At 45.5% G+C, this 18,139-nt stretch carries 14 protein-coding genes, 1 tRNA gene and 1 pseudogene; 7 read left to right on the top strand and 9 right to left on the bottom strand.

Annotation, left to right across the window (positions count from 1 at the left end; all coding sequences use genetic code 11):
- The first annotated feature begins 6 nt into the window (after nt 1-6).
- Entirely contained in the window at nt 7-939 is a 933-nt protein-coding gene (gene dnaI / locus BBR47_RS07415; RefSeq protein ID WP_012685139.1) for a primosomal protein DnaI, read from the top strand.
- On the opposite strand, the gene BBR47_RS07420 is transcribed toward dnaI, so the two are convergent.
- Nucleotides 916-1,557: a YdcF family protein gene (locus BBR47_RS07420; protein WP_012685140.1), complete on the bottom strand. Its 642-nt coding sequence runs from the start codon at nt 1,555-1,557 to the stop codon at nt 916-918. The two genes, dnaI and BBR47_RS07420, sit on opposite strands and share 24 nt — an antisense overlap.
- A gap of 180 nt (nt 1,558-1,737) precedes the next feature.
- On the opposite strand from BBR47_RS07420, the gene BBR47_RS07425 reads away from it, so the two are divergent.
- Nucleotides 1,738-4,329, top strand: a complete 2,592-nt coding sequence (locus BBR47_RS07425; protein ID WP_012685141.1) for an Ig-like domain-containing protein — start codon at nt 1,738-1,740, stop codon at nt 4,327-4,329.
- A gap of 170 nt (nt 4,330-4,499) precedes the next feature.
- Nucleotides 4,500-4,575 (top strand) — tRNA-Ala (locus tag BBR47_RS07430).
- A 319-nt stretch (nt 4,576-4,894) separates the two neighbouring features.
- Here BBR47_RS07430 and BBR47_RS07435 read toward each other — a convergent pair.
- The gene (locus BBR47_RS07435; protein WP_012685142.1) at nt 4,895-5,503 is read right to left on the bottom strand and encodes a LysE family translocator; all 609 of its coding nucleotides are present in this window, start codon (nt 5,501-5,503) and stop codon (nt 4,895-4,897) included.
- A gap of 32 nt (nt 5,504-5,535) precedes the next feature.
- Nucleotides 5,536-6,165, bottom strand: coding sequence for a pyridoxamine 5'-phosphate oxidase family protein (locus tag BBR47_RS07440; RefSeq protein ID WP_012685143.1), 630 nt, complete (start codon nt 6,163-6,165; stop codon nt 5,536-5,538).
- A 109-nt stretch (nt 6,166-6,274) separates the two neighbouring features.
- On the opposite strand from BBR47_RS07440, the gene BBR47_RS07445 reads away from it, so the two are divergent.
- The gene (locus BBR47_RS07445; protein ID WP_012685144.1) at nt 6,275-7,729 is read left to right on the top strand and encodes a PLP-dependent aminotransferase family protein; all 1,455 of its coding nucleotides are present in this window, start codon (nt 6,275-6,277) and stop codon (nt 7,727-7,729) included.
- 84 nt (nt 7,730-7,813) lie between these two features.
- On the opposite strand, the pseudogene BBR47_RS07450 reads toward BBR47_RS07445, so the two are convergent.
- The 4 genes and pseudogenes from BBR47_RS07450 to BBR47_RS07465 form a co-directional block, all read right to left on the bottom strand.
- A pseudogene (locus tag BBR47_RS07450) lies at nt 7,814-8,894 on the bottom strand (IS256 family transposase).
- A 133-nt stretch (nt 8,895-9,027) separates the two neighbouring features.
- Nucleotides 9,028-10,137: an acyltransferase family protein gene (locus tag BBR47_RS07455; RefSeq protein WP_012685147.1), complete on the bottom strand. Its 1,110-nt coding sequence runs from the start codon at nt 10,135-10,137 to the stop codon at nt 9,028-9,030.
- A 443-nt stretch (nt 10,138-10,580) separates the two neighbouring features.
- Nucleotides 10,581-11,324 (bottom strand): LytR/AlgR family response regulator transcription factor, encoded by a 744-nt coding sequence (locus tag BBR47_RS07460; RefSeq protein ID WP_041749298.1) that lies wholly within the window; start codon nt 11,322-11,324, stop codon nt 10,581-10,583.
- The gene (locus tag BBR47_RS07465; protein ID WP_012685150.1) at nt 11,296-13,011 is read right to left on the bottom strand and encodes a LytS/YhcK type 5TM receptor domain-containing protein; all 1,716 of its coding nucleotides are present in this window, start codon (nt 13,009-13,011) and stop codon (nt 11,296-11,298) included. Before BBR47_RS07465 ends, BBR47_RS07460 begins: the two co-directional genes overlap by 29 nt.
- A 273-nt stretch (nt 13,012-13,284) precedes the next feature.
- Here BBR47_RS07465 and BBR47_RS07470 point away from each other — a divergent pair, with 273 nt between their 5' ends.
- On the top strand, nt 13,285-14,616 hold the full coding sequence (locus BBR47_RS07470) for an MFS transporter (RefSeq protein WP_012685151.1): 1,332 nt from the start codon (nt 13,285-13,287) through the stop codon (nt 14,614-14,616).
- Between the two features lie 149 nt (nt 14,617-14,765).
- Here the strand turns inward: BBR47_RS07470 and BBR47_RS07475 are convergent, their stop codons facing one another.
- Nucleotides 14,766-15,296: an ECF transporter S component gene (locus BBR47_RS07475; RefSeq protein ID WP_012685152.1), complete on the bottom strand. Its 531-nt coding sequence runs from the start codon at nt 15,294-15,296 to the stop codon at nt 14,766-14,768.
- A gap of 312 nt (nt 15,297-15,608) precedes the next feature.
- The gene (locus BBR47_RS07480) at nt 15,609-16,184 is read right to left on the bottom strand and encodes an NAD(P)H-dependent oxidoreductase (protein ID WP_012685153.1); all 576 of its coding nucleotides are present in this window, start codon (nt 16,182-16,184) and stop codon (nt 15,609-15,611) included.
- A 142-nt stretch (nt 16,185-16,326) separates the two neighbouring features.
- Here BBR47_RS07480 and BBR47_RS07485 point away from each other — a divergent pair, with 142 nt between their 5' ends.
- Entirely contained in the window at nt 16,327-17,346 is a 1,020-nt protein-coding gene (locus BBR47_RS07485; RefSeq protein ID WP_041749300.1) for an AraC family transcriptional regulator, read from the top strand.
- Nucleotides 17,347-17,476: 130 nt separating this feature from the next.
- The gene (locus BBR47_RS07490) at nt 17,477-18,133 is read left to right on the top strand and encodes a TetR/AcrR family transcriptional regulator (RefSeq protein ID WP_012685155.1); all 657 of its coding nucleotides are present in this window, start codon (nt 17,477-17,479) and stop codon (nt 18,131-18,133) included.
- Nucleotides 18,134-18,139 lie beyond the last annotated feature (6 nt).

The following is an 18,139-nucleotide window of genomic DNA, read 5'->3' on the forward strand; positions in this document are numbered from 1 at the left end:
GGGAACGTGGAGTCTATCAGTGAGTTTATGCAAGAGCTCGCCAAACGAACACCGCGTCAGTTGCTGACACCGGATCAGCAGTTAGATAAAATGTTCCGTTCGTCAGCGTATTTAAAAGCATTTCAACAAGAGCACCCCGCATTGACCAGGGACGATTACCTTCGCTCGCTCTCCAATATCTATACGGCAGTCAAGGAGCAGTATTGGTGTGAGCGTTGTCCAGGTCTTGGCGAATGCCCGAATTTGGTCAAGGGGCATAGCACTCATTTGGAGCTCGCTCACCAGCATATTATCAGCTCGATGACGCCTTGTTCCAAGCAACTGTCGCACGAGGAAGAGATTCGCCGCCGTCGACTGATGCGCAGCTACTATGTTTCCGAAGAGACCTTGAACGCGAGCTTTGAAGGCTTGGTCATTGACTCCGGGAATTTGGCTACCGTAGATGCCGCGATTCAGTTCTGTGAAAAAGTCGGAACAGGCGAGCGGGTAAAAGGACTTTATTTGCACGGTCCGTTTGGTGTTGGAAAAAGCTATATCATGGGAGCAATCGGTCGCGAGCTCTCGGAGCGCAACGTGGCTTCCTTGCTGGTTTATGTGCCAGACTTTATCCGGGAGATGAAGGACTCTATCTCGGATCAATCGTACGCAGGGAAGCTGGAGCTGCTGAAAGAAGTACCTGTACTGATCCTCGATGATATCGGCGCGGAGAACTTGACACCATGGGTTCGGGACGAGATTTTGGGCGTTATACTGAATCAGCGGGCAAACAACCATTTGCCTACGCTATTTACTTCAAACTACGCGCTGAATGAACTGCAAGAGCATATGTCTATCTCCAACGGAAATCGGATCGAACAAACAAAAGCGGCTCGCATCATGGAGCGAATCCGCCATTTTGTCGATGTGTATGAAATTTTACGCGAGAACCACCGTTCCTAGCACTTGTGTAAAGAGGCGAGAGAGCTCCCAATACGTGAGGGCGAGTACTTCTCTCGCCTTATGATACGGTCCAAACAGGACGTGTGACGTCGTTCCTACAGGCGAGGCGACAATTCCCAGTGAATCAGCCATGACCATGGCACGGGCCAAATGGTAGTCGTGGCTGATGATCAGGGCGTCTTGAATATGATGTTCCTCCAAGACCTGCTGGCCGTACAGCAGGTTTTCGTATGTGCTGGTAGACTTGCTTTCTAGCAAAATGTCCTCTTCGGGAATTCCTTTGGCCACCAAGTAATTTCTGCTTACAGCAGCTTCCGTGATCGTTTTGCCTTCACCAAGGCCACCAGTGACCAACAGCTTCGATACATAACCTTCTTTATACAGGATCGCCGCCTGCTCCAGACGCTCGCGCAGACCGGGACTAGGTCCCTCACCCCAGACAGCTGCACCGAGGACAATGCCGACGGTTGCGTGTCGTGCGTTGGCCTTCTCAATCGTCTGTTCGATGCGGTACCAGTTGTAGCCCGACCATAGTAGACCGAGAAGGATGACAAGCTCCAACATGATCCATATCCTGCGCCAGTAAGGACGCTGTGCGTTTATCGTTCGATTTTTCATTCTTCGAAATCTCCCTCGTAGTCTCTCTCTATTTAGACGTTTAAAATAAGGTCTAGTTACAAGGTTTGACATATGCCTGACACGAAAAACTAGTAAATTCTTTCTTGCACTTTGCCGATATAGTAATGGTGGAATGGTTTCGAAGAACAGCAAATTTCATACTTGCGAGGGAGGCTAGCAATGTTCTGGAAAAAAACGATGCTCTTGTTTCTGGCCGTCTTTCTATTAGTGGGGACTGGAAACGCAGGGGTAGGATTGGCTGCCGATGAAATCAGCCGACTCGTTCTGTCCAAGAACGAGGTAACACTGGAAAATGGAGATTCTACTAACCTGACGGCTACCGCTATTTATGTGAGCGGAAAAACGGAAGACGTCACCGTCAAGACAGAATGGACGACACAGGACGCGAATATCGCTACTGTTTATGCCGGACAGATCACAGCCAAATCGGTAGGGAAATCTACCATTACAGCTACTTACATGGGTAAGCCTGTCGTAGTGGGTGTGACTGTAACCAAAAAGGTAAAGGCACTGACAACAGAAGATCAAACGTTGAACGTGAGAATTGGCAGCACGGAAAATGTAAAGCTGACAGCAGTATACAGCGATGGGACAACAGAAGACGTTACCACTAAAGCAGATTGGTCCATCGACAATCCTGCGATTGCGACTGTAGTAAATGGAGCAATCAAAGGTCTAAATTCAGGATCTGGTACAGTGACAGCAAAATTCGGCAGCCAGTCAACAACGATCTCTGTAAACGTCGAGATTGCACACAGATTGGAGCCTAGCAAAAACCAGATTTCACTCTTGCTGAACGGCGAAGAAAAAATCAAGCTCAAAGCCATTTTCCCGGATGGAAGTGTAACGGAAGACGTCTCCGACAAGGCTGAATGGTCTTCAGACAATACCGCTGTAGCAGATGCGCTCAAGGGCACGATCAAGGCTTATGGCGCGGGTACAGCAACTATAACGGCGAAGTATGGAACAAAAACAGCGACGATTAAAGTCGATGTGGATACAACGCAAAAATTGGAACTCAACAAGCAAAACATTTTCATGAATGTAGGCAAGGAAGAAGACATCGAGCTGAAGGCAACCTATGCCAATAATGGCGGTTCCACAGTAGTGAACGATAAGGCCGAATGGTCCTCGGATCGCGAGGATGTTGCTTACTACAGCAACGGAAAAATCCATGCGGTGAAGTCCGGTGAAGCAGTGATTACTGCGAAATACGGAAACAAATCCGTTCAGGTACGTGTAGATGTAGAAGTCCCCCGTTCCTTGTATATCAATCCTGCTTTCTTAACGATGAAAAGCGGGGATAAGAAAGACGTAATTGTAAACGCGTCCTTTGCAAACGGTACAAGTGAAGAGGTCACTTCAAAAGTAGAGTGGTCTTCGGATAATGCAGATGTCGTATTTGCAAATGGCAAGACCGTATCCGCGTACAAGGCTGGAACAGCGAATGTAACAGCTAAATACGGCGGAAAAACAGCGACACTGGTTGTCGATGTAGATGTACCGCAAAACTTGACCGCAGATATCACGACAGTAGCAATCCCCGTGGGTGGCGCGAAGCAAGTGACGGTAAAGGCTTCGTATCCAGGCGGAGGCTCTGCTGAAGATATCACACAAAAAGTCGTTTGGTCATCGAGTGCACCTAACGTAGCAAGCGTGCGTCAAGGCTTGATCACTGGTGTGTCCACAGGTTCAGCGACCGTGACCGCTACATACGGAACACGCACAGTAAACATTTCCGTATCCGTTGGCGTCATGCAGACATTAACTGTAGACAAGAAAAAGATCGTGCTCGCCAATGGCAAGTCCGAAACGCTTAAGCTGACGGCAGCTTACGCAGATGGAACGAACAAGGATGTAACAGATACAGCGACATGGAGCACAGCTTCTGCTGCTGTAGCAGAAGTAATGAACGGAAAGATCACGGCGACAGGAGCAGGGAAAACGACCGTAACAGGTACCTTCGATGGCAAGTCGGTTTCAATTGCAGTAGAAGTAGACCAAGCGACGAATCTCTCTGTTGATCCTCGCATGCTGATCTTGAACGTCAATGAATCAAAAGACATCAAGCTGAGCGCAACAAACTCTGCTGGCAATTCGGACAATGTGACCAGCGATGCTGAATGGTCCTCGTCCTCGCTGAAAGTAGCGGATGTGGTAAACGGCCGTGTAACAGGTCTCTCAAACGGCCGTGCGACGATCACCGCGAAATACGGCGGGAAATCGATCAGCATCCCGGTAGAAGTCGGAATCGTGAGCAAGCTGGAGGCAGACAAGCGCTTTGTTTCTACGAAGTCGAACAGCAACGTACAAGTAACCTTGACAGCTACCTTCTCCGATGGCCGCACCATGGATGTTACCAATCTGGCTGATTGGAAGACGAGCAACTACAAGGTAGCAGACGTAACAAAAGGCCTCGTTTCAGGACGTGCTTACGGCAAAACGACAGTTACAGCTAGGTACAACGACAAGAGCGTATCCATCCCAGTCGATGTTGATATGTTGAAATACTTGAAGACAGATGTCGTTCAGCTCGTTATGAACAAAGGTGAAACGAAGCAAGTGAGCGCCATTGCGACGTACATGGATGGCTCCGAGCAAAATGTCTCCAAGCCAGCTCTCTGGACCACTACTCGCCTGTTGGTAGCCGATGTGAAAGACGGCGTGATCAAGGCCACAGGGTCGGGTAAAGCAACGATTTATGTGCAATATGGTGGGAAGAAGACACCGATTGTGGTGACGGTGAGATAGTGGAGTGTTAGGGAAAAAGAGGAAAGCCAACCGGGTGGGATCGGTTGGCTTTTTCTTTGGTTTTTTCAGCAGGGACGGGGATTTATCTGATTTTTTCGCTTGCAGTGTACGGCTGGCGTATGCTATACTGATTTCACTGAGGCGGTAAACGCTGGAAGTACCATACATATGGGCCCTTAGCTCAGCTGGGAGAGCGCTACACTGGCAGTGTAGAGGTCGTCGGTTCGATCCCGATAGGGTCCACCATAAAGAAGATTTTAAACGCTTGAGTTTTCGAGCGTTTTTTTGTTTTTTAGCTGATGATTCTTATGTTTTGGTCAGTGGTCACACTTCGGCGTTTTTTCGTCTTTTTTTAGGCAGTATTCTTCAAAGTATAATAATTCTCGACAATAAATAACCCGCTTAGTCGTAAGGTTTGTGGACTGAGCGAGTTTTCATTTCTCTATCTAAACAACATATCACTATATTGTTTAGATAACATAGGAATAGATATCTAGGGTTACTCGGATACCGCTATGCCTAAGAATTATAGACATATGCCGTAACTGGGTTCAACTTTAGACTCCTAGCGCGTTACAATCAAGATGGCAGCGCAAAACATCATCGCACCTGCTGAGCGATCAATGAGTCCCTTGGAATTCGACATAGAGAACAGTTTTCTTGCGACCTCTGCCATTAGGCCATAGCCGACCACAATCGCAATCATTACACAAATAATCATTGAACACAAAATAACGTAGCTGTAGAGTGTTAAACCCGAGACATCAATCGTACCTGGAAGAAGTGCCAAGTAGAAGATGATAGCAATTGGATTAGATAGAGTCATGGCTAGACCCAGTCCGATTTCAACAACGAAGTTGACGGGTTTTGTATTCTCGTTTGACGCAAGCACACTCCCCGCATTCCTCCATTTCTTAATACCCAACCAGATAAGATACGCAGCACCGCAAAACTTCAACGCTACGAATACTGGGCCTAGTACGTTAACAAGTGCTGTAAGTCCAACAACCGCAGCTGTGAAAAAAAGCAACTTGCCAAGAATCATACCTATAGCGAGAGGCAGACTGGCGAACATCCCGCCAGAAAGAGTTCGGGATAGAAGTCCGGCAATTTCTGGTCCAGGTGAAGCTGCAGATACAGCAAAGGCCAACATAAAAATGAAGTAATCAGTCATGTAGATTCTCCTGAAATGTGCTTTTTTGCTTTTTAGTCTGTATGGGCATGCGGACAGTAGCGGCGCATCAGTTCAATCGTTTCAGCGTCCTGCGGAAGACCGCGTTCTGAAAGCCCTTCGATGATCCCGTTTCTAACTGGCTCCTTCAAGTTCTGTCCAAATTTGAACTTCCCGCTTGTATGATCGGCATCGATGCGGACGAGGCCTACACCTTTCAGTCGAGGGATGTAATCGGGATCATCGGCGTCAATCGTCTTGTAGCCGCCCTCAGGCTGCAGCTTGCGCATGAACGCTTCCAAGGCGTCCGCCTTTTCGCGCAGATCGCTGACGACAACTGCCCGTCCGTCTATCCGCACAGATTTGTAGTAAGCGGTTGCCGGACAAGCCAGCAGCGGGTCTTCAAAATATGACGGGATAATCGCGTATTCTTTGGCGATTGCAAATGTAACCTCTTCATTGGCGGATAAATTGTTCATTTTCTCTCCAATTCTACTTCCGTGGAAATAGATTGATCCATGATGGTATACATAATTGAGCGGAGTTACGGAGGGCTTTCCGTCCGCTCCTACCGTTCCGAGAAACCCGAAGCTCATTTCGTTCAAGAACGTTTCCAATTCCTTCATGTTTTCTTCTTCCGTCATTGCAAATTCCTTTCTACGCATATGGTATCCTCCTGTAGAGTTTCACAAGTTTGTTATAATCAAATAAAGTATACATAGGATACCACCCATACAGTCAAACACTGACCCTAACACTTAAGGCGGGAAAAATATGAAATGGGAACTGAACCGTTTGTCAGAAATACCTCTAACCAAGCAAATTTATCAGGCGATTGCAGACAAAATTTTATCCAATTTAATCGCCGCGGGTACGTTATTGCCGTCTGTTCGCAACCTGTCAAAAGAATTAAAAGTTAGTACCGATACGGTTATTCAAGCCTATCGTGATTTGGAAAAAGATGGTTTCATTACTCGCTTGCAAGGAAAAGGAACTTTCGTGAATCAACGAGAACAAAAGCCAGTACCCAAAAGCCCAAACACATTACCCTATGCATGGCAGTTATCCGTCCAAGATTATTTGCCAAGAGCATATTTCTCCAACCATGCCCAGTCTCATGAAAAAAATAATCTCTCCATTTCTAGGATAAACCCTGGTTTATTCCCCAATCGGTTCATTGAGAAACTAATATCGGACGAATTGCTACAAAATTCAAAATCAATTTCAACGTACGGAGAAATTCAAGGAGATAAAGAACTTCGAGAAGTTTTTGCCCGTTATCTGAAGAAAGAGCATAAACTGAAAACGAGTCCCCAGGATTTACTCATTACATGCGGTTCGCAACAAGGAATTGAATTGGTTGCTAAAAGTTTTGTAGGCCCTGGTGACTTCGTCATGGTAGAAGCCCCCACCTATCCCGCAGCTATAGATATATTTAGGTCCAGAGGAGCATCGATCATTCAGGTTCCTGTTGATCAGCAAGGATTACGGGTTGATCTGCTAGATCCACTCGTCGAAAAATATAAGCCGCGCTTGATATACACGATACCAAACTTTCAAAATCCAACTGGCGCAGTATTAAGCTTTCCTCGAAGACAAGAACTTTTACATATTGCACAACGAACAAATACTCTGATTGTAGAAGATGATCCATGGAGTGAAATATACTTTGATGGATGTCCCCCATTGCCGCTGAAAAGCCTTGATACATATGGTCATGTGATCTATTTGAAAGGGAGTAAGATCATTGGTCCAGGTTGCAGAATCGGGGTTTTGGCAGCCAATGGAACACTATTAAGCCGACTAATTGCAGCGAAAGGCTTATCCGATTTAGGAACGCCTCTTCTAAATCAAAAGGTGGTATCGCTATTGCTGGACTCCAAACGAATCAGTACACACACTGAAAAGCTTAGGACGGCATTAGAAATAAGACGTGACATGATAACGGAAATGTTGAAGAAATTGCCGGATGTGGTTACGGTGAACGTTCCAACGGGAGGACTCAATTATTGGATTACACTTCCTGCATGTGTAAATACCGACAATCTATTATATGAGGCGAAAAAAGAAGGAGTTTCTTTTATGCCAGGTTCAGCATTTTATGCACATGCTCCCGAATGCCATCATCTCCGCATTTGTTTCTCATCTGTTGATGAATACAGCTTGCAGGATGGGGTACATAAGCTATTCAAGGTTATGAACAGAGCAGTAAAGGGCAGAAAAGAATGAAAAATGAGAGCCGCAACATGCTGCTTGACGCGTTGGTGTAGAAAAAGACAATCCCTTCGGGGATGAAAGCCTTTCTTTTATGGCTTAACGGATGTGTGGTCGTACGCGATCCTCAAAGAAAACAGATAGCTGAATGAGAATCTGTCCCCAATTGTGGACTCGTCCCGTCCATTTACGTAGGACATCCATGGTTACGAGATATAACATTGTGAGAAGAGCATCGTCTGTGGGAAAGACGGCTTTTCCCTTCGTTACCTTACGAAGTTGTCGATGGTAACTTTCAATAACGTTGGTTGTGTAGATCAGCTTTCGAATTTCTGGGGAATATTTAAAAAAGGTCCCAATCTCATCCCAGTTGGTGCGCCAAGAGCGTACCATCAAGGGGTATTTACTCCCCCAAGCTTGCTCAAACAGATCGAGTTCTTCGCGTGCAGCTTGCTCCGTTGGAGCCTTGTAAATAGGCTTTAACTCTGCCGTAACTTTCTTTAAATCCTTATAGGAAACATATTTAATGGAGTTACGGATTTGATGAATGACACAGTTCTGAAGCTCTGTCTTTGGATAACATGCTGAAATGGCCTCCGTAAAACCTCGGAGGTTATCAACGCTCATAATGAGAACATCCTGGACTCCACGGTTTTTCGGTTCATTGAGTACATGTAACCAGAATTTCGCTGATTCATTTTCTCCAATCCAGATTCCAAGGACATCTTTATGACCGTCAAGGTCAATTCCAATGACCATATAGGCAGCTTTGTTGACGATAGCCCCGTCCTGTTTTACTTTAAAGTGGATCGCGTCTAAGAAAACAACGGCATAAATCGATTGCAAAGGGCGATTTTGCCACTCTTTAATCAGGGGAACAATTATTGGACTGGTGCTTCTTTACGATGGCAGGCTCAAATTCTCCCTCACGATCACGAGGGACTTGAATGTCAACTTCACCATACTCGGAACGGACTGTTTTTTTACTGTATCCATTACGGCTATTCGTTGTCCGCTTTCTTTTCATGTCATGCTTCGCATATCCAAGAGAGGACTCCATTTCTGCTTCGAGCATTTCTTGGATCGTTTCAGCAAACAAATCCTTCAAAGCCGACTGTACGTCGTCCACAGACTTCATATCCTTCTCTTTGATCCACTGTTTGATCTGCTCTTTTGACATCATAAAAAATCTCCCAACCTTTCTAAGACTAATTGTAGTTTAGAGGTTGAGAGTTTACACAGAATATTTTACAGACTCGTACTCTTGGACGCATTTTAATCGGTTCCTAAATATATTAGGAACGGATTAATTATTACACATTTTTCTGGAATTTTATTGTTCTTTGCTTTGCCCATTTTATACAGTTCTTTTCAATAAAATGATACGATACGCTAGAAAACAATATTGCCGTTGTAACACATAAGAGGAACAGCAAAGAGATTGGAATTTTGGTATACAAAAGTTTAAATAGCACCATCATGATTGGAAAATGACATAAATAGATACTATATGAAATTTCCCCTAAGTATACAAATACACTCTTATTTAAAATTGCTTTTACTTTTAGGTTACTCATAGCCATTATAATAAGTATACTAACACCAATTACAACGCCCCAATCTTTTAATAGAAACATCGTATCACTACGAGAAATCAGCAATAATCCAGTAGAGTATAAATATAGAATGACTCCTAATGTGATAAGAAGCCTTCTTTTTAATTTTTTCATATTTCTATATAAACGGACAAGTTCTTCCTGATGCTTAAAAAGTAACATTCCGACCATAAACATAGATGTGAAATGTAGTGTATCAGCATAACCATTATAAAATCCCTCAGCTTTTCCAATGTGCAATATATTAAGGAAAATACTAATGAAAGAAAAGCTCATGGCAAGCAGTATCGTTTTCTTCCAACTCTGTTTATAAAAAAGAAGGAATAACAAGGGAAACACGATAGATATACGCATTTCTTGAGCCAATGACCAGATAACCGGATTGTAATTATCTGAAAAAAAGTTGTTGAGAAGCACTAGGTGATTGATAATATCTAATCCTGTTATAGGACCTTGCCACTTATCATAGTACCAATCTCGTAGTCCCGTAACTTCATATGGCGAAAACAAAATAAATAAAGCAAAGGTGATGAATATCCAGACATAATAAGGGATATAAATTCTTACAAATCGCTTAATTAAATATCCCCAATAGTTTGTTTTTGAATGATAAATTGCCATAGATAAGACAAAACCACTGAGTACATAAAAAATGATTACAGCTTCTCCACCAGCCCATAAAAATCTAAGAGGTGAAAATTTAATAGAATCAGGCAACGATGGTAACATTAAACAAAAATGTCCTATCACCACTGTAATAGCCGCCAATCCTCGTATTGAATCTAATTCTTTTATTCTCTTACTCATCGATGACTCTCCTTGTAAACTTTGCTGTTGGTAAATGCCACTATACTAGTTTTGAAGGGGATTTTTATATTTAGGGATAAATCATATAGTAATAATCGAAAGATAAAAGAAACTTTATTTAAAGGTTTTTTAAAGATTTCATTTCAAATTTATTGCTGTAATGGGTGTTGCGCTTTGGATTGCCCGGGATGCAAACGGATGCGAACAAGAAAAACCCTTGATATCCAAGGGTTTTTAAGATTGGTTTGTTTTCACAAATTGAATTATTTTCACTAGCAGTGTAGAGGTCAGCGGTTCGATCCCGCTATGCTCTACCATATAAGTAACTACGGAAACGGCAGAGATGCTGTTTTTTCTTTTTGTAATATATACCGCACGTCTCTGAAAAAACGGAGCGAAAAGATACTATCTCCTCGCTCCGTCCATCCTGCTTTCCCCAAAACTCACAAATTCATCAACCCCCGAAACGCTTTCATCCTCCCCCTACTAACAGGAATATCCGTCTGACTATCATCATTCATCTTAATCAAATACGTATGATTAAACCACGGAATAATCTCTTTAATATGCTTCACATTCAAAATATAATTCCGATGACTTCGAAAGAAAGAGCGGGACCGATTCAAAATCTCCTCTAGCTCATTTAAGGACAAATCACACTTGTCGATACTCTCTTTAGTCGCCACATATAAATCTTTCTCCCGCACAAACGCAAAGTAAATCTGCCCTACAGGGATCGGGATGATCTTGTTGCTCTTCCGGATGCAGACATGCTCTTCCATCAGGGGAACTGTCGCGGTGCGGTCATTCATGGCCGCTCGCTTCCTCAGTGTCCGCACTTTTTGGATCACGTCGTCCAATTTCGATTCCATGATCGGTTTGGTCAAATAGCCCACAGCCAGCGTGGAAAAAGCCTCCAGAGCGTGTTCGTGATAGGCAGTCGAAAAAACGATCAATGGGGGATTGGACATCTGATTCAATGTTTTGGCAAATTCAAGCCCATTCATCCCGGGCATCTGAATATCGAGCATAAGCAAATCAGGCTCGGAATTGAGCATATGAGGCAATGCTTCCAGTGGATTGGTATAGATTGCGTCCACCTGGATATCAATATACTTTTTCAGCAAATATTCCAATTCGGAACAAATGGCTGGCTCGTCATCGATGATGATCGTTTTCAGGAGCATCTGGATGCACTTCCTTTTCAAATGCGGATAACGGAGCGACAAAGGATACGACTGTTCCCAAACCAGGCTGGCTTTGAATCGTGAGGCCGTATTTTTTGCCATAAATGGATTGCAGCCGTGAATGGACATTGATAAGGCCGATGCCTTTTGATTGGCTGTTCCAGATTTCGGCCAAACGCTCTTCGCTGATTCCAACTCCATTGTCCTCAATGCTAATTTTCACTTCATGGTCGTACGGTTCCACTCGAATCGTGAGCAGACAGTCGCTAACTTTTGGGGAAAGTCCATGGTGAATGGCATTTTCCACGATTGGCTGCAAAGTCAGGACAGGCAATTTGCACTCCAGCAGGGTTTCGTCGATCTCCATGTTCACCTTTAAACGGTTGCTAAATCGGACCTTCTCGATTTCCAAATACGACTTGATTCCGTCCAGTTCTTCCTGCAAGCTGTGATGATTTCCCTTGCTTTTCAAATTGCGCCTGAAGATGTCGCTTAAATGACCGATTAAGTTTCTCGCTTGATCAGGGTCTGTTCGACAGTAGGACATTATCGTCCCCAAGGTGTTGAACAGAAAATGCGGGTTGATTTGTGCTTGCAGGGCGCTCACTTCAGCTTGCTTCCTCATTTTCGCTTGATGCTCGATCTCCGCCAGTTCAATTTGGACCGACAGCAGCTTGGCTAGGCCGTCCACTAACTTCTCGTTGGTCTGGGACGTCTTGGAGGAAGAGGTTTTATAGTAGAATTGCAACGTCCCGATTTTCTGGTTTTGATGATACAACGATGCGGCGTTGATCGATTTTAGGCGAGGTGGATGCGGAAGAGCAAAATCTTTGTCGCACCATATCCCTGTAGGGTGGTTCAAAACAGCCTCCGCTACTTGTGCACACAGCGTCTCTTTCTGCAAATGATTCTCCAGTTCATGGCCTTTTGCGCTGAGCAGCTTTTCGCGGTCGGTAATGGCGACTGCATCCACCTTGGCCATTTCACGGATCAGTTCAGCGGTTTTTTTCGCAGAATATTCATTTAGCCCCGTCCGCAGATGAGGCAACGTCTGGCTGGCAATCGACAAGGCAAGGTTTGCCCCCAATGCGCCGGACTGGTCTTGCATCATTTTGAGATTTTGGAAAACGCGCGTGAAGAGCAGCAGACCTGCAATGGTCATAATGGTGGTCGGGATCGCGATTTTGACTTCCAGCTCGAGTGCCGCTGAAAAAGGCTTGGCCATGAGCAGCACCATAACTTTTTGAATGAGCTCGGCTGTAACGCCAATCAGTACGATATGCTGCCATTTCAGACGTAGCATATTCATTTTCGTACTGACGATTCCGGCCAAGTAGCCGTTCATTACGGTCGAGATGGCACAGGCGAATGCGGTAAATCCACCGATCGAATAGCGATGAATACCGCCTATTAGGCCGGCCAAAAAACCGACGACAGGCCCTCCGATCAACCCACCAGCGACGGCACCGACAATGCGCGTATTGGCGAGTGCGTCATTGACCCGTAAGCCATTCTCCGTTCCGATAACCGACAGGAACCCAAACAGCGTAGAGAGGATCACGATCCGCATCCAGTTGTTTTTCCCGTACATGATGTTCCGAAAGTAATCGAGTTGGCCGATGATAAGGGCGATGACTGCAATTACAGAGATGTCTTCAAGCAGTCCCAGAAGCATAGTGATTGTCATAACAGCCGCCTCCCTATGGAAAAGGGTAGCCCGAACTGGTCGAAAAATCAATGTAACTCAACTGGGTTTTTCGGCAGCTCGGATGCCGTTTTTGCACATCCGGGAGTATTCAATAGATTCTAGCAAAACAAACAACTTAGAATAAAAACAGTTCTTCGAGAATCCATCCGGGTAAATATGTAACCCCTTTCAAAGCATCGTTTCATTTTGAAAGCGGTTCAGCGATCCCAATTGCGAATGGATTCGGGTCAAACATAAGGAGGGGGCAAAACAATGAAGCCATCGAGTGATCGTGAAAATACGCGGCGCATCACAAGCAACATTTTTAAAGGTTCACTGGGGAACCTGATTGAATGGTACGACTGGTATGTCTATGCAGCTTTTGCGGTGTATTTCTCGTCTCAGTTTTTTCCAAAGGGCGACGCTACCAGCCAGTTGCTGAATACTGCCGCTGTTTTTGCTATCGGATTTTTAATGAGACCGATCGGGAGCTTGCTCCTGGGTCGATACGCTGACCGTCATGGGCGTCGTGCTGCGTTGACATTGTCTGTTACCATCATGGCGGGTGGTTCTCTGGTGATTGCCGTAACACCAAACTATGAAACGATCGGCGTGTTTGCGCCTATTATTCTCGTTCTTGCCCGCTTGCTCCAAGGTCTTTCGCTTGGCGGGGAATACGGAACATCTGCCACGTACTTGTCCGAGATGGCTTCGAGTGGTCGCCGAGGGTTCTATTCTAGCTTCCAGTACGTCACGCTAATCAGTGGTCAGCTGTTGGCATTGGGTGTGCAAATTATCCTGCAGCAAATACTCCCAGAAGAAGCGATGATGGCATGGGGCTGGCGAATTCCGTTCATCATCGGAGCATTTGGCGCAGTAGCCGTGTTGTGGTTGCGCCGCAGTATGGACGAATCGGAGCAGTATACCAAAATGGAGTCGAAAAACAAGGAGAAGGCGGGTACACTACGAGAGCTGATGAAGCATCCGAAGGCGGTGCTGGCAGTTGTCGGTCTTACGCTCGGGGGAACCATTGCCTTTAACACCTACACAACCTATTTGCAAAAATTCATGGTGATTACGGTAGGAATGCCGAAAGATGTAGTCAGCTGGATTAACTTTACCGCATTGCTCGTATTCGTCGTCTTGCAGCCGCTTGCTGGTATGCTGTCCGACCGAATTGGACGGCGCCCGTTGTTGATTGGTTTCGGTATTCTTGGAACATTGTGGACCGTACCGATGTTTATGCTCCTGGAACAAACGACTAGCCCATATGTTGCTTTCCTGCTGATGCTGTCTGGTCTTATCATTGTTACTGGCTATACGTCCATCAATGCGATCGTGAAAGCCGAGATGTTTCCTACCGCCATTCGTGCTCTGGGTGTAGGCTTTCCATACGGGGTGACCGTTGCGATCTTTGGGGGAACAGCGGAGTTCATCGCGCTATGGTTCAAAAGCATCGGGAACGAGTCTCTCTTCTATTACTATGTAGCAGCTTGTATTGCCATAAGTCTTCTCGTTTACTGGCGCATGGGTGAGTCTTCGAAAAACTCCCAGATTGAAGCTGAGCTGAACACTGAAAAGGACAAGCATGCTTCTAGTCAATAGGAGTGAACGGACATTTTGAAAGCGGTTCGATCCCGTTATGCCCACCTAACGATAAAAAACACGATCCAATGGGTCGTGTTTTTGTATTGGGGAGAGTGTTGAAAAAATCGCCCAAGAGAACTCATGTCCCCTGAGCGATTTTTCTCTTTTTACCCTTGCCCAACAATCTTCTTCAATCGCCCCACCAGCGGAATAACAATAACCGCTGCTACTACCACCTGCAAAACGTTCCCCGGAATGGAGCCAAACGGTTGAATCCAGTTCCCGTAAAGAATAACCTCAACAAAGTAGTAGCCCACGATCTTAATCACCAATGCAGCGACAACCGCGAGTGCGTACACAAATACCCGATTGCCAGGCACCTTTTCGGCGATGAGGCCAGCTACATACCCCATTGCACCTACGATTACGAAGGTAAACGGTGCCCATGCTGTCCAACCGGAGATAAGGTCAAAGAGGCCCATACCAAAAGCTCCAGCGATAGCTCCTGTTTTTCTGCCGTACACAAAGGCTGCGATTAAAAGAGGCACGTTACCGAGATGAATGAGGCCACCGTTACCCATGATCGGGAGTCGTAAATTGATAAACATGGTGGCTGCGAGCGTAAAAGCGATGAAGAGTGCGTTAATAACTAAGGTTTTCGTCTTTGTTGCTTTTCTTGGTGAAAAAGTAGAATCCATATGATAGCCTCTTTCTTATTATTTTTACTATTATCATACTCACAATCAGCTACATAATAAATACACTTTGCACGATTTATTTGCCTAGGTAAATCATTCCAACGAAAGAAACACGCTAGAGAGTGGCTAGGAAGCAGGTGCAGGACAGTGGCAGATTTGGATTAACTAGCAGATCCGCTGCTGGAAGGCGGCCCCGCATCAAGTTTTTGGAAAGTGTGCAAACGCATCTCGATCAGTAAGCGAATAGGAAAAACTCAAGTCTATTTTAGCTTGAGTTTTTTGTCAGTTTGATTCGTTTTTTTACCGTAACGCTTAGGCTAGCCTCTCCCCAAGCTGTTTCACTTTCTCCAGCCACATCTTGCGCTTTTCCTCCGCCGAGGCATTCACCCCACTAATCTCCGTAACCTTCACAGGCTTAATCCCGCAAAACTTCAAAATGTTGCGTTTCATCACGAGATGTCCGGCTTGCCAGTAGATCAATCGGTTGTACCAAGATGGGGTATCCATGGTCACAATTACATGGGCGGTTTTGCCTGTTAACAGCTTATCCCAGAGTGACGAACCCTCCCGATATTTATAGGCGAATCCGGATAAAAGGACGCGATCGAAAAACCCCTTCAAGATAGCGGGCATCGTGCCCCACCAGATCGGATAGACAATGACCAGATGATCCGCCCAACGGATGAGGTCCTGTGCTTCTTTTAGGTCATCCTCCAGCTCTGTTCTTTTCCGATATCCGTACTTCAAATTTGGGTCGAAAGCAATTTGGCTCAAATCAATGGTGCGAATCTGTGCTGCTTTGCCTGCGGCTCCTTTCATATAGGCGTGCGCCAACGCGGAGCAATAGCTCTCGGGATCCGGATGTCCGATGATAACGAGAATGTTCATTTTCATATCCCCCTGTAGAGTTGATTCCATAACCGACAGATCGTGGTAAACTGAACTGTATTCAGCATATCGTGTGGAATGGAACAGATGAATGATCGAAGGCGCATAAATGTTGTGGATTCACGCAAAGGAGGTTCCGTACTTGGAAAATGCGCATGGGTTTGCGATTTCGATGGTGTATCCGATTATGAAAACAATTACTCACAAGAAGCTTGATTTTGAGCGTTTTTGTGATCATATTTCTTTCGACAGTAGCTTGCTAAAGGATGTAGAGGCGCGGATTGATGAAGCAGAGCTCGAGCGCTTGATGAAAGAAGCTGCCATTTACACGCAGGATGATCATTTCGGACTGCATCAAGGACAGTTAACGGATATTGCCGATCTGGGCATCCTTGGCTATGTCATGATGCATTCGGAAAAAATCGTTGATGCATGGAAGGCTTATCAGCGATATCACGTGATCCTTTGCAGCGGGTACGAGCTGGATTGGGAAGAGCGGGGGAAGGATGTTTTCCTACGGTTTCATAGACAAAGTCCTGGGAGCGTGTCCCGACACTGCATGGAGGATATGATCAGCTCCTTGTACCACTTGATCGTCCGTATGAGTCATCAGACCATTCCGTTACAGTCCATACATTTCACACACGACGCTACGGATGATATCGCTCCGTATTTGAATTTGTTCGGGATGGAGCCTCACTTTGGTGAAGAAGAAAATGGGCTCTTGGTAGGCAAAGAAGTTTTGCAATACCCGATTCTGTATTCAGATATCCGGCTGCGTAAAGCTTTCGAACCAATCGCGGAAGAAATTAGAGAGAGGCTGATCAGGGGGCGGGAATTTTCGGACCGTGTGTTCCAATGGATGATGGGATGTATGCCTGCGGCTTTTCCGACCTTACAGCAGACAGCCGCTGCTTTTCATATGAGTACGAGATCCCTGCAAGCAAAACTAAAGGCAGAGGACACTTCCTATCATGAATTGTCCACGAATGTCCGCAAAGAAATGGCGATGGGGTATTTACAGCAAGCGGAGCATTCCATTGGAGAGATTGCCTACCTGCTGCATTTTTCAGATCCAAGCGCCTTTCAAAATGCTTTCAAGAAATGGACGGGGCTGACACCGGGGCAATATCGGATCAGTCGCCAAGCGCTTGCTATGTAACGGCATGATCGAACACGCTGCGTAAGCGTGTTTTTTTGTGCTGTGGAGCCTCCTCGTTTGACAATTTGGAAAACCATGGTGTACACTTTTTTTATTCCGACCGTACAGTATAAATAAAAGAGGTAAAATCATGCCCAAATTAGGAATGGAACCAAAGCGCCGAGCGGATGTCATCAATGCGACCCTCACTTGTATTAGCAATCACGGGATTGATGGCATGACACTGGATAAGGTGGCGGAGTATGCGGACTGCTCAAAGGGTGTCGTCACGTATTACTTTAAGAATAAGGATAATTTGACGAGTGAAGCCTTTCAGGCATTTTTGGCCTACTATGGCTTGAAAATCGAAGCTGACATTGAGAACACCATGACCGCCCAGGAAATGATGGACGTTACGCTTGCACACATCTTGCCGCCATACGTGAACGACAAGGAAAAACGGATCAATGTTTCGCAGCTGCATGGCATCGCTGAGATGTACATCCCGCATGAAGATCAAGCAAGACTCTTTGTCCAATTCTTCTCCAAAGCCGCATTGGACCCCAAGCTGCAAGAAGTGGTTGCGAAGAGTTATACGAGAGATTTGCAGGGCATCACCAAGATTTTTGAATACGGCAAGCAAACCGGGCTTATGTCTGCAGAGGATTCACAAAACGCTGCCTACGGACTTATGGCAATGGTTGTTGGCTTGAGCTTCTTTCGAGTGGCGAGCGTTTCGCCAGCAACCGGTGGAGACAACCGATATATTTGTGAGGATTATGTGAGGCAGATTACCAATAGAAGATGAGGAGGG

It is taken from the genome of Brevibacillus brevis NBRC 100599 (assembly GCF_000010165.1).
GTDB lineage: Bacteria > Bacillota > Bacilli > Brevibacillales > Brevibacillaceae > Brevibacillus > Brevibacillus brevis_D.

What these genes read in the sequence shown, in the direction of transcription:
- BBR47_RS07480 (WP_012685153.1), bottom strand. Translation starts at nt 16,184, where the DNA reads ATGAACATTCTCGTTATCATCGGACATCCGGATCCCGAGAGCTATTGC.
- BBR47_RS07420 (WP_012685140.1), bottom strand. Translation starts at nt 1,557, where the DNA reads ATGAAAAATCGAACGATAAACGCACAGCGTCCTTACTGGCGCAGGATA.
- BBR47_RS07445 (WP_012685144.1), top strand. Translation starts at nt 6,275, where the DNA reads ATGAAATGGGAACTGAACCGTTTGTCAGAAATACCTCTAACCAAGCAA.
- BBR47_RS07425 (WP_012685141.1), top strand. Translation starts at nt 1,738, where the DNA reads ATGTTCTGGAAAAAAACGATGCTCTTGTTTCTGGCCGTCTTTCTATTA.
- BBR47_RS07440 (WP_012685143.1), bottom strand. Translation starts at nt 6,165, where the DNA reads ATGCGTAGAAAGGAATTTGCAATGACGGAAGAAGAAAACATGAAGGAA.
- BBR47_RS07470 (WP_012685151.1), top strand. Translation starts at nt 13,285, where the DNA reads ATGAAGCCATCGAGTGATCGTGAAAATACGCGGCGCATCACAAGCAAC.
- BBR47_RS07465 (WP_012685150.1), bottom strand. Translation starts at nt 13,011, where the DNA reads ATGACAATCACTATGCTTCTGGGACTGCTTGAAGACATCTCTGTAATT.
- BBR47_RS07460 (WP_041749298.1), bottom strand. Translation starts at nt 11,324, where the DNA reads ATGCTCCTGAAAACGATCATCATCGATGACGAGCCAGCCATTTGTTCC.
- BBR47_RS07475 (WP_012685152.1), bottom strand. Translation starts at nt 15,296, where the DNA reads ATGGATTCTACTTTTTCACCAAGAAAAGCAACAAAGACGAAAACCTTA.
- BBR47_RS07435 (WP_012685142.1), bottom strand. Translation starts at nt 5,503, where the DNA reads ATGACTGATTACTTCATTTTTATGTTGGCCTTTGCTGTATCTGCAGCT.
- BBR47_RS07455 (WP_012685147.1), bottom strand. Translation starts at nt 10,137, where the DNA reads ATGAGTAAGAGAATAAAAGAATTAGATTCAATACGAGGATTGGCGGCT.
- BBR47_RS07490 (WP_012685155.1), top strand. Translation starts at nt 17,477, where the DNA reads ATGCCCAAATTAGGAATGGAACCAAAGCGCCGAGCGGATGTCATCAAT.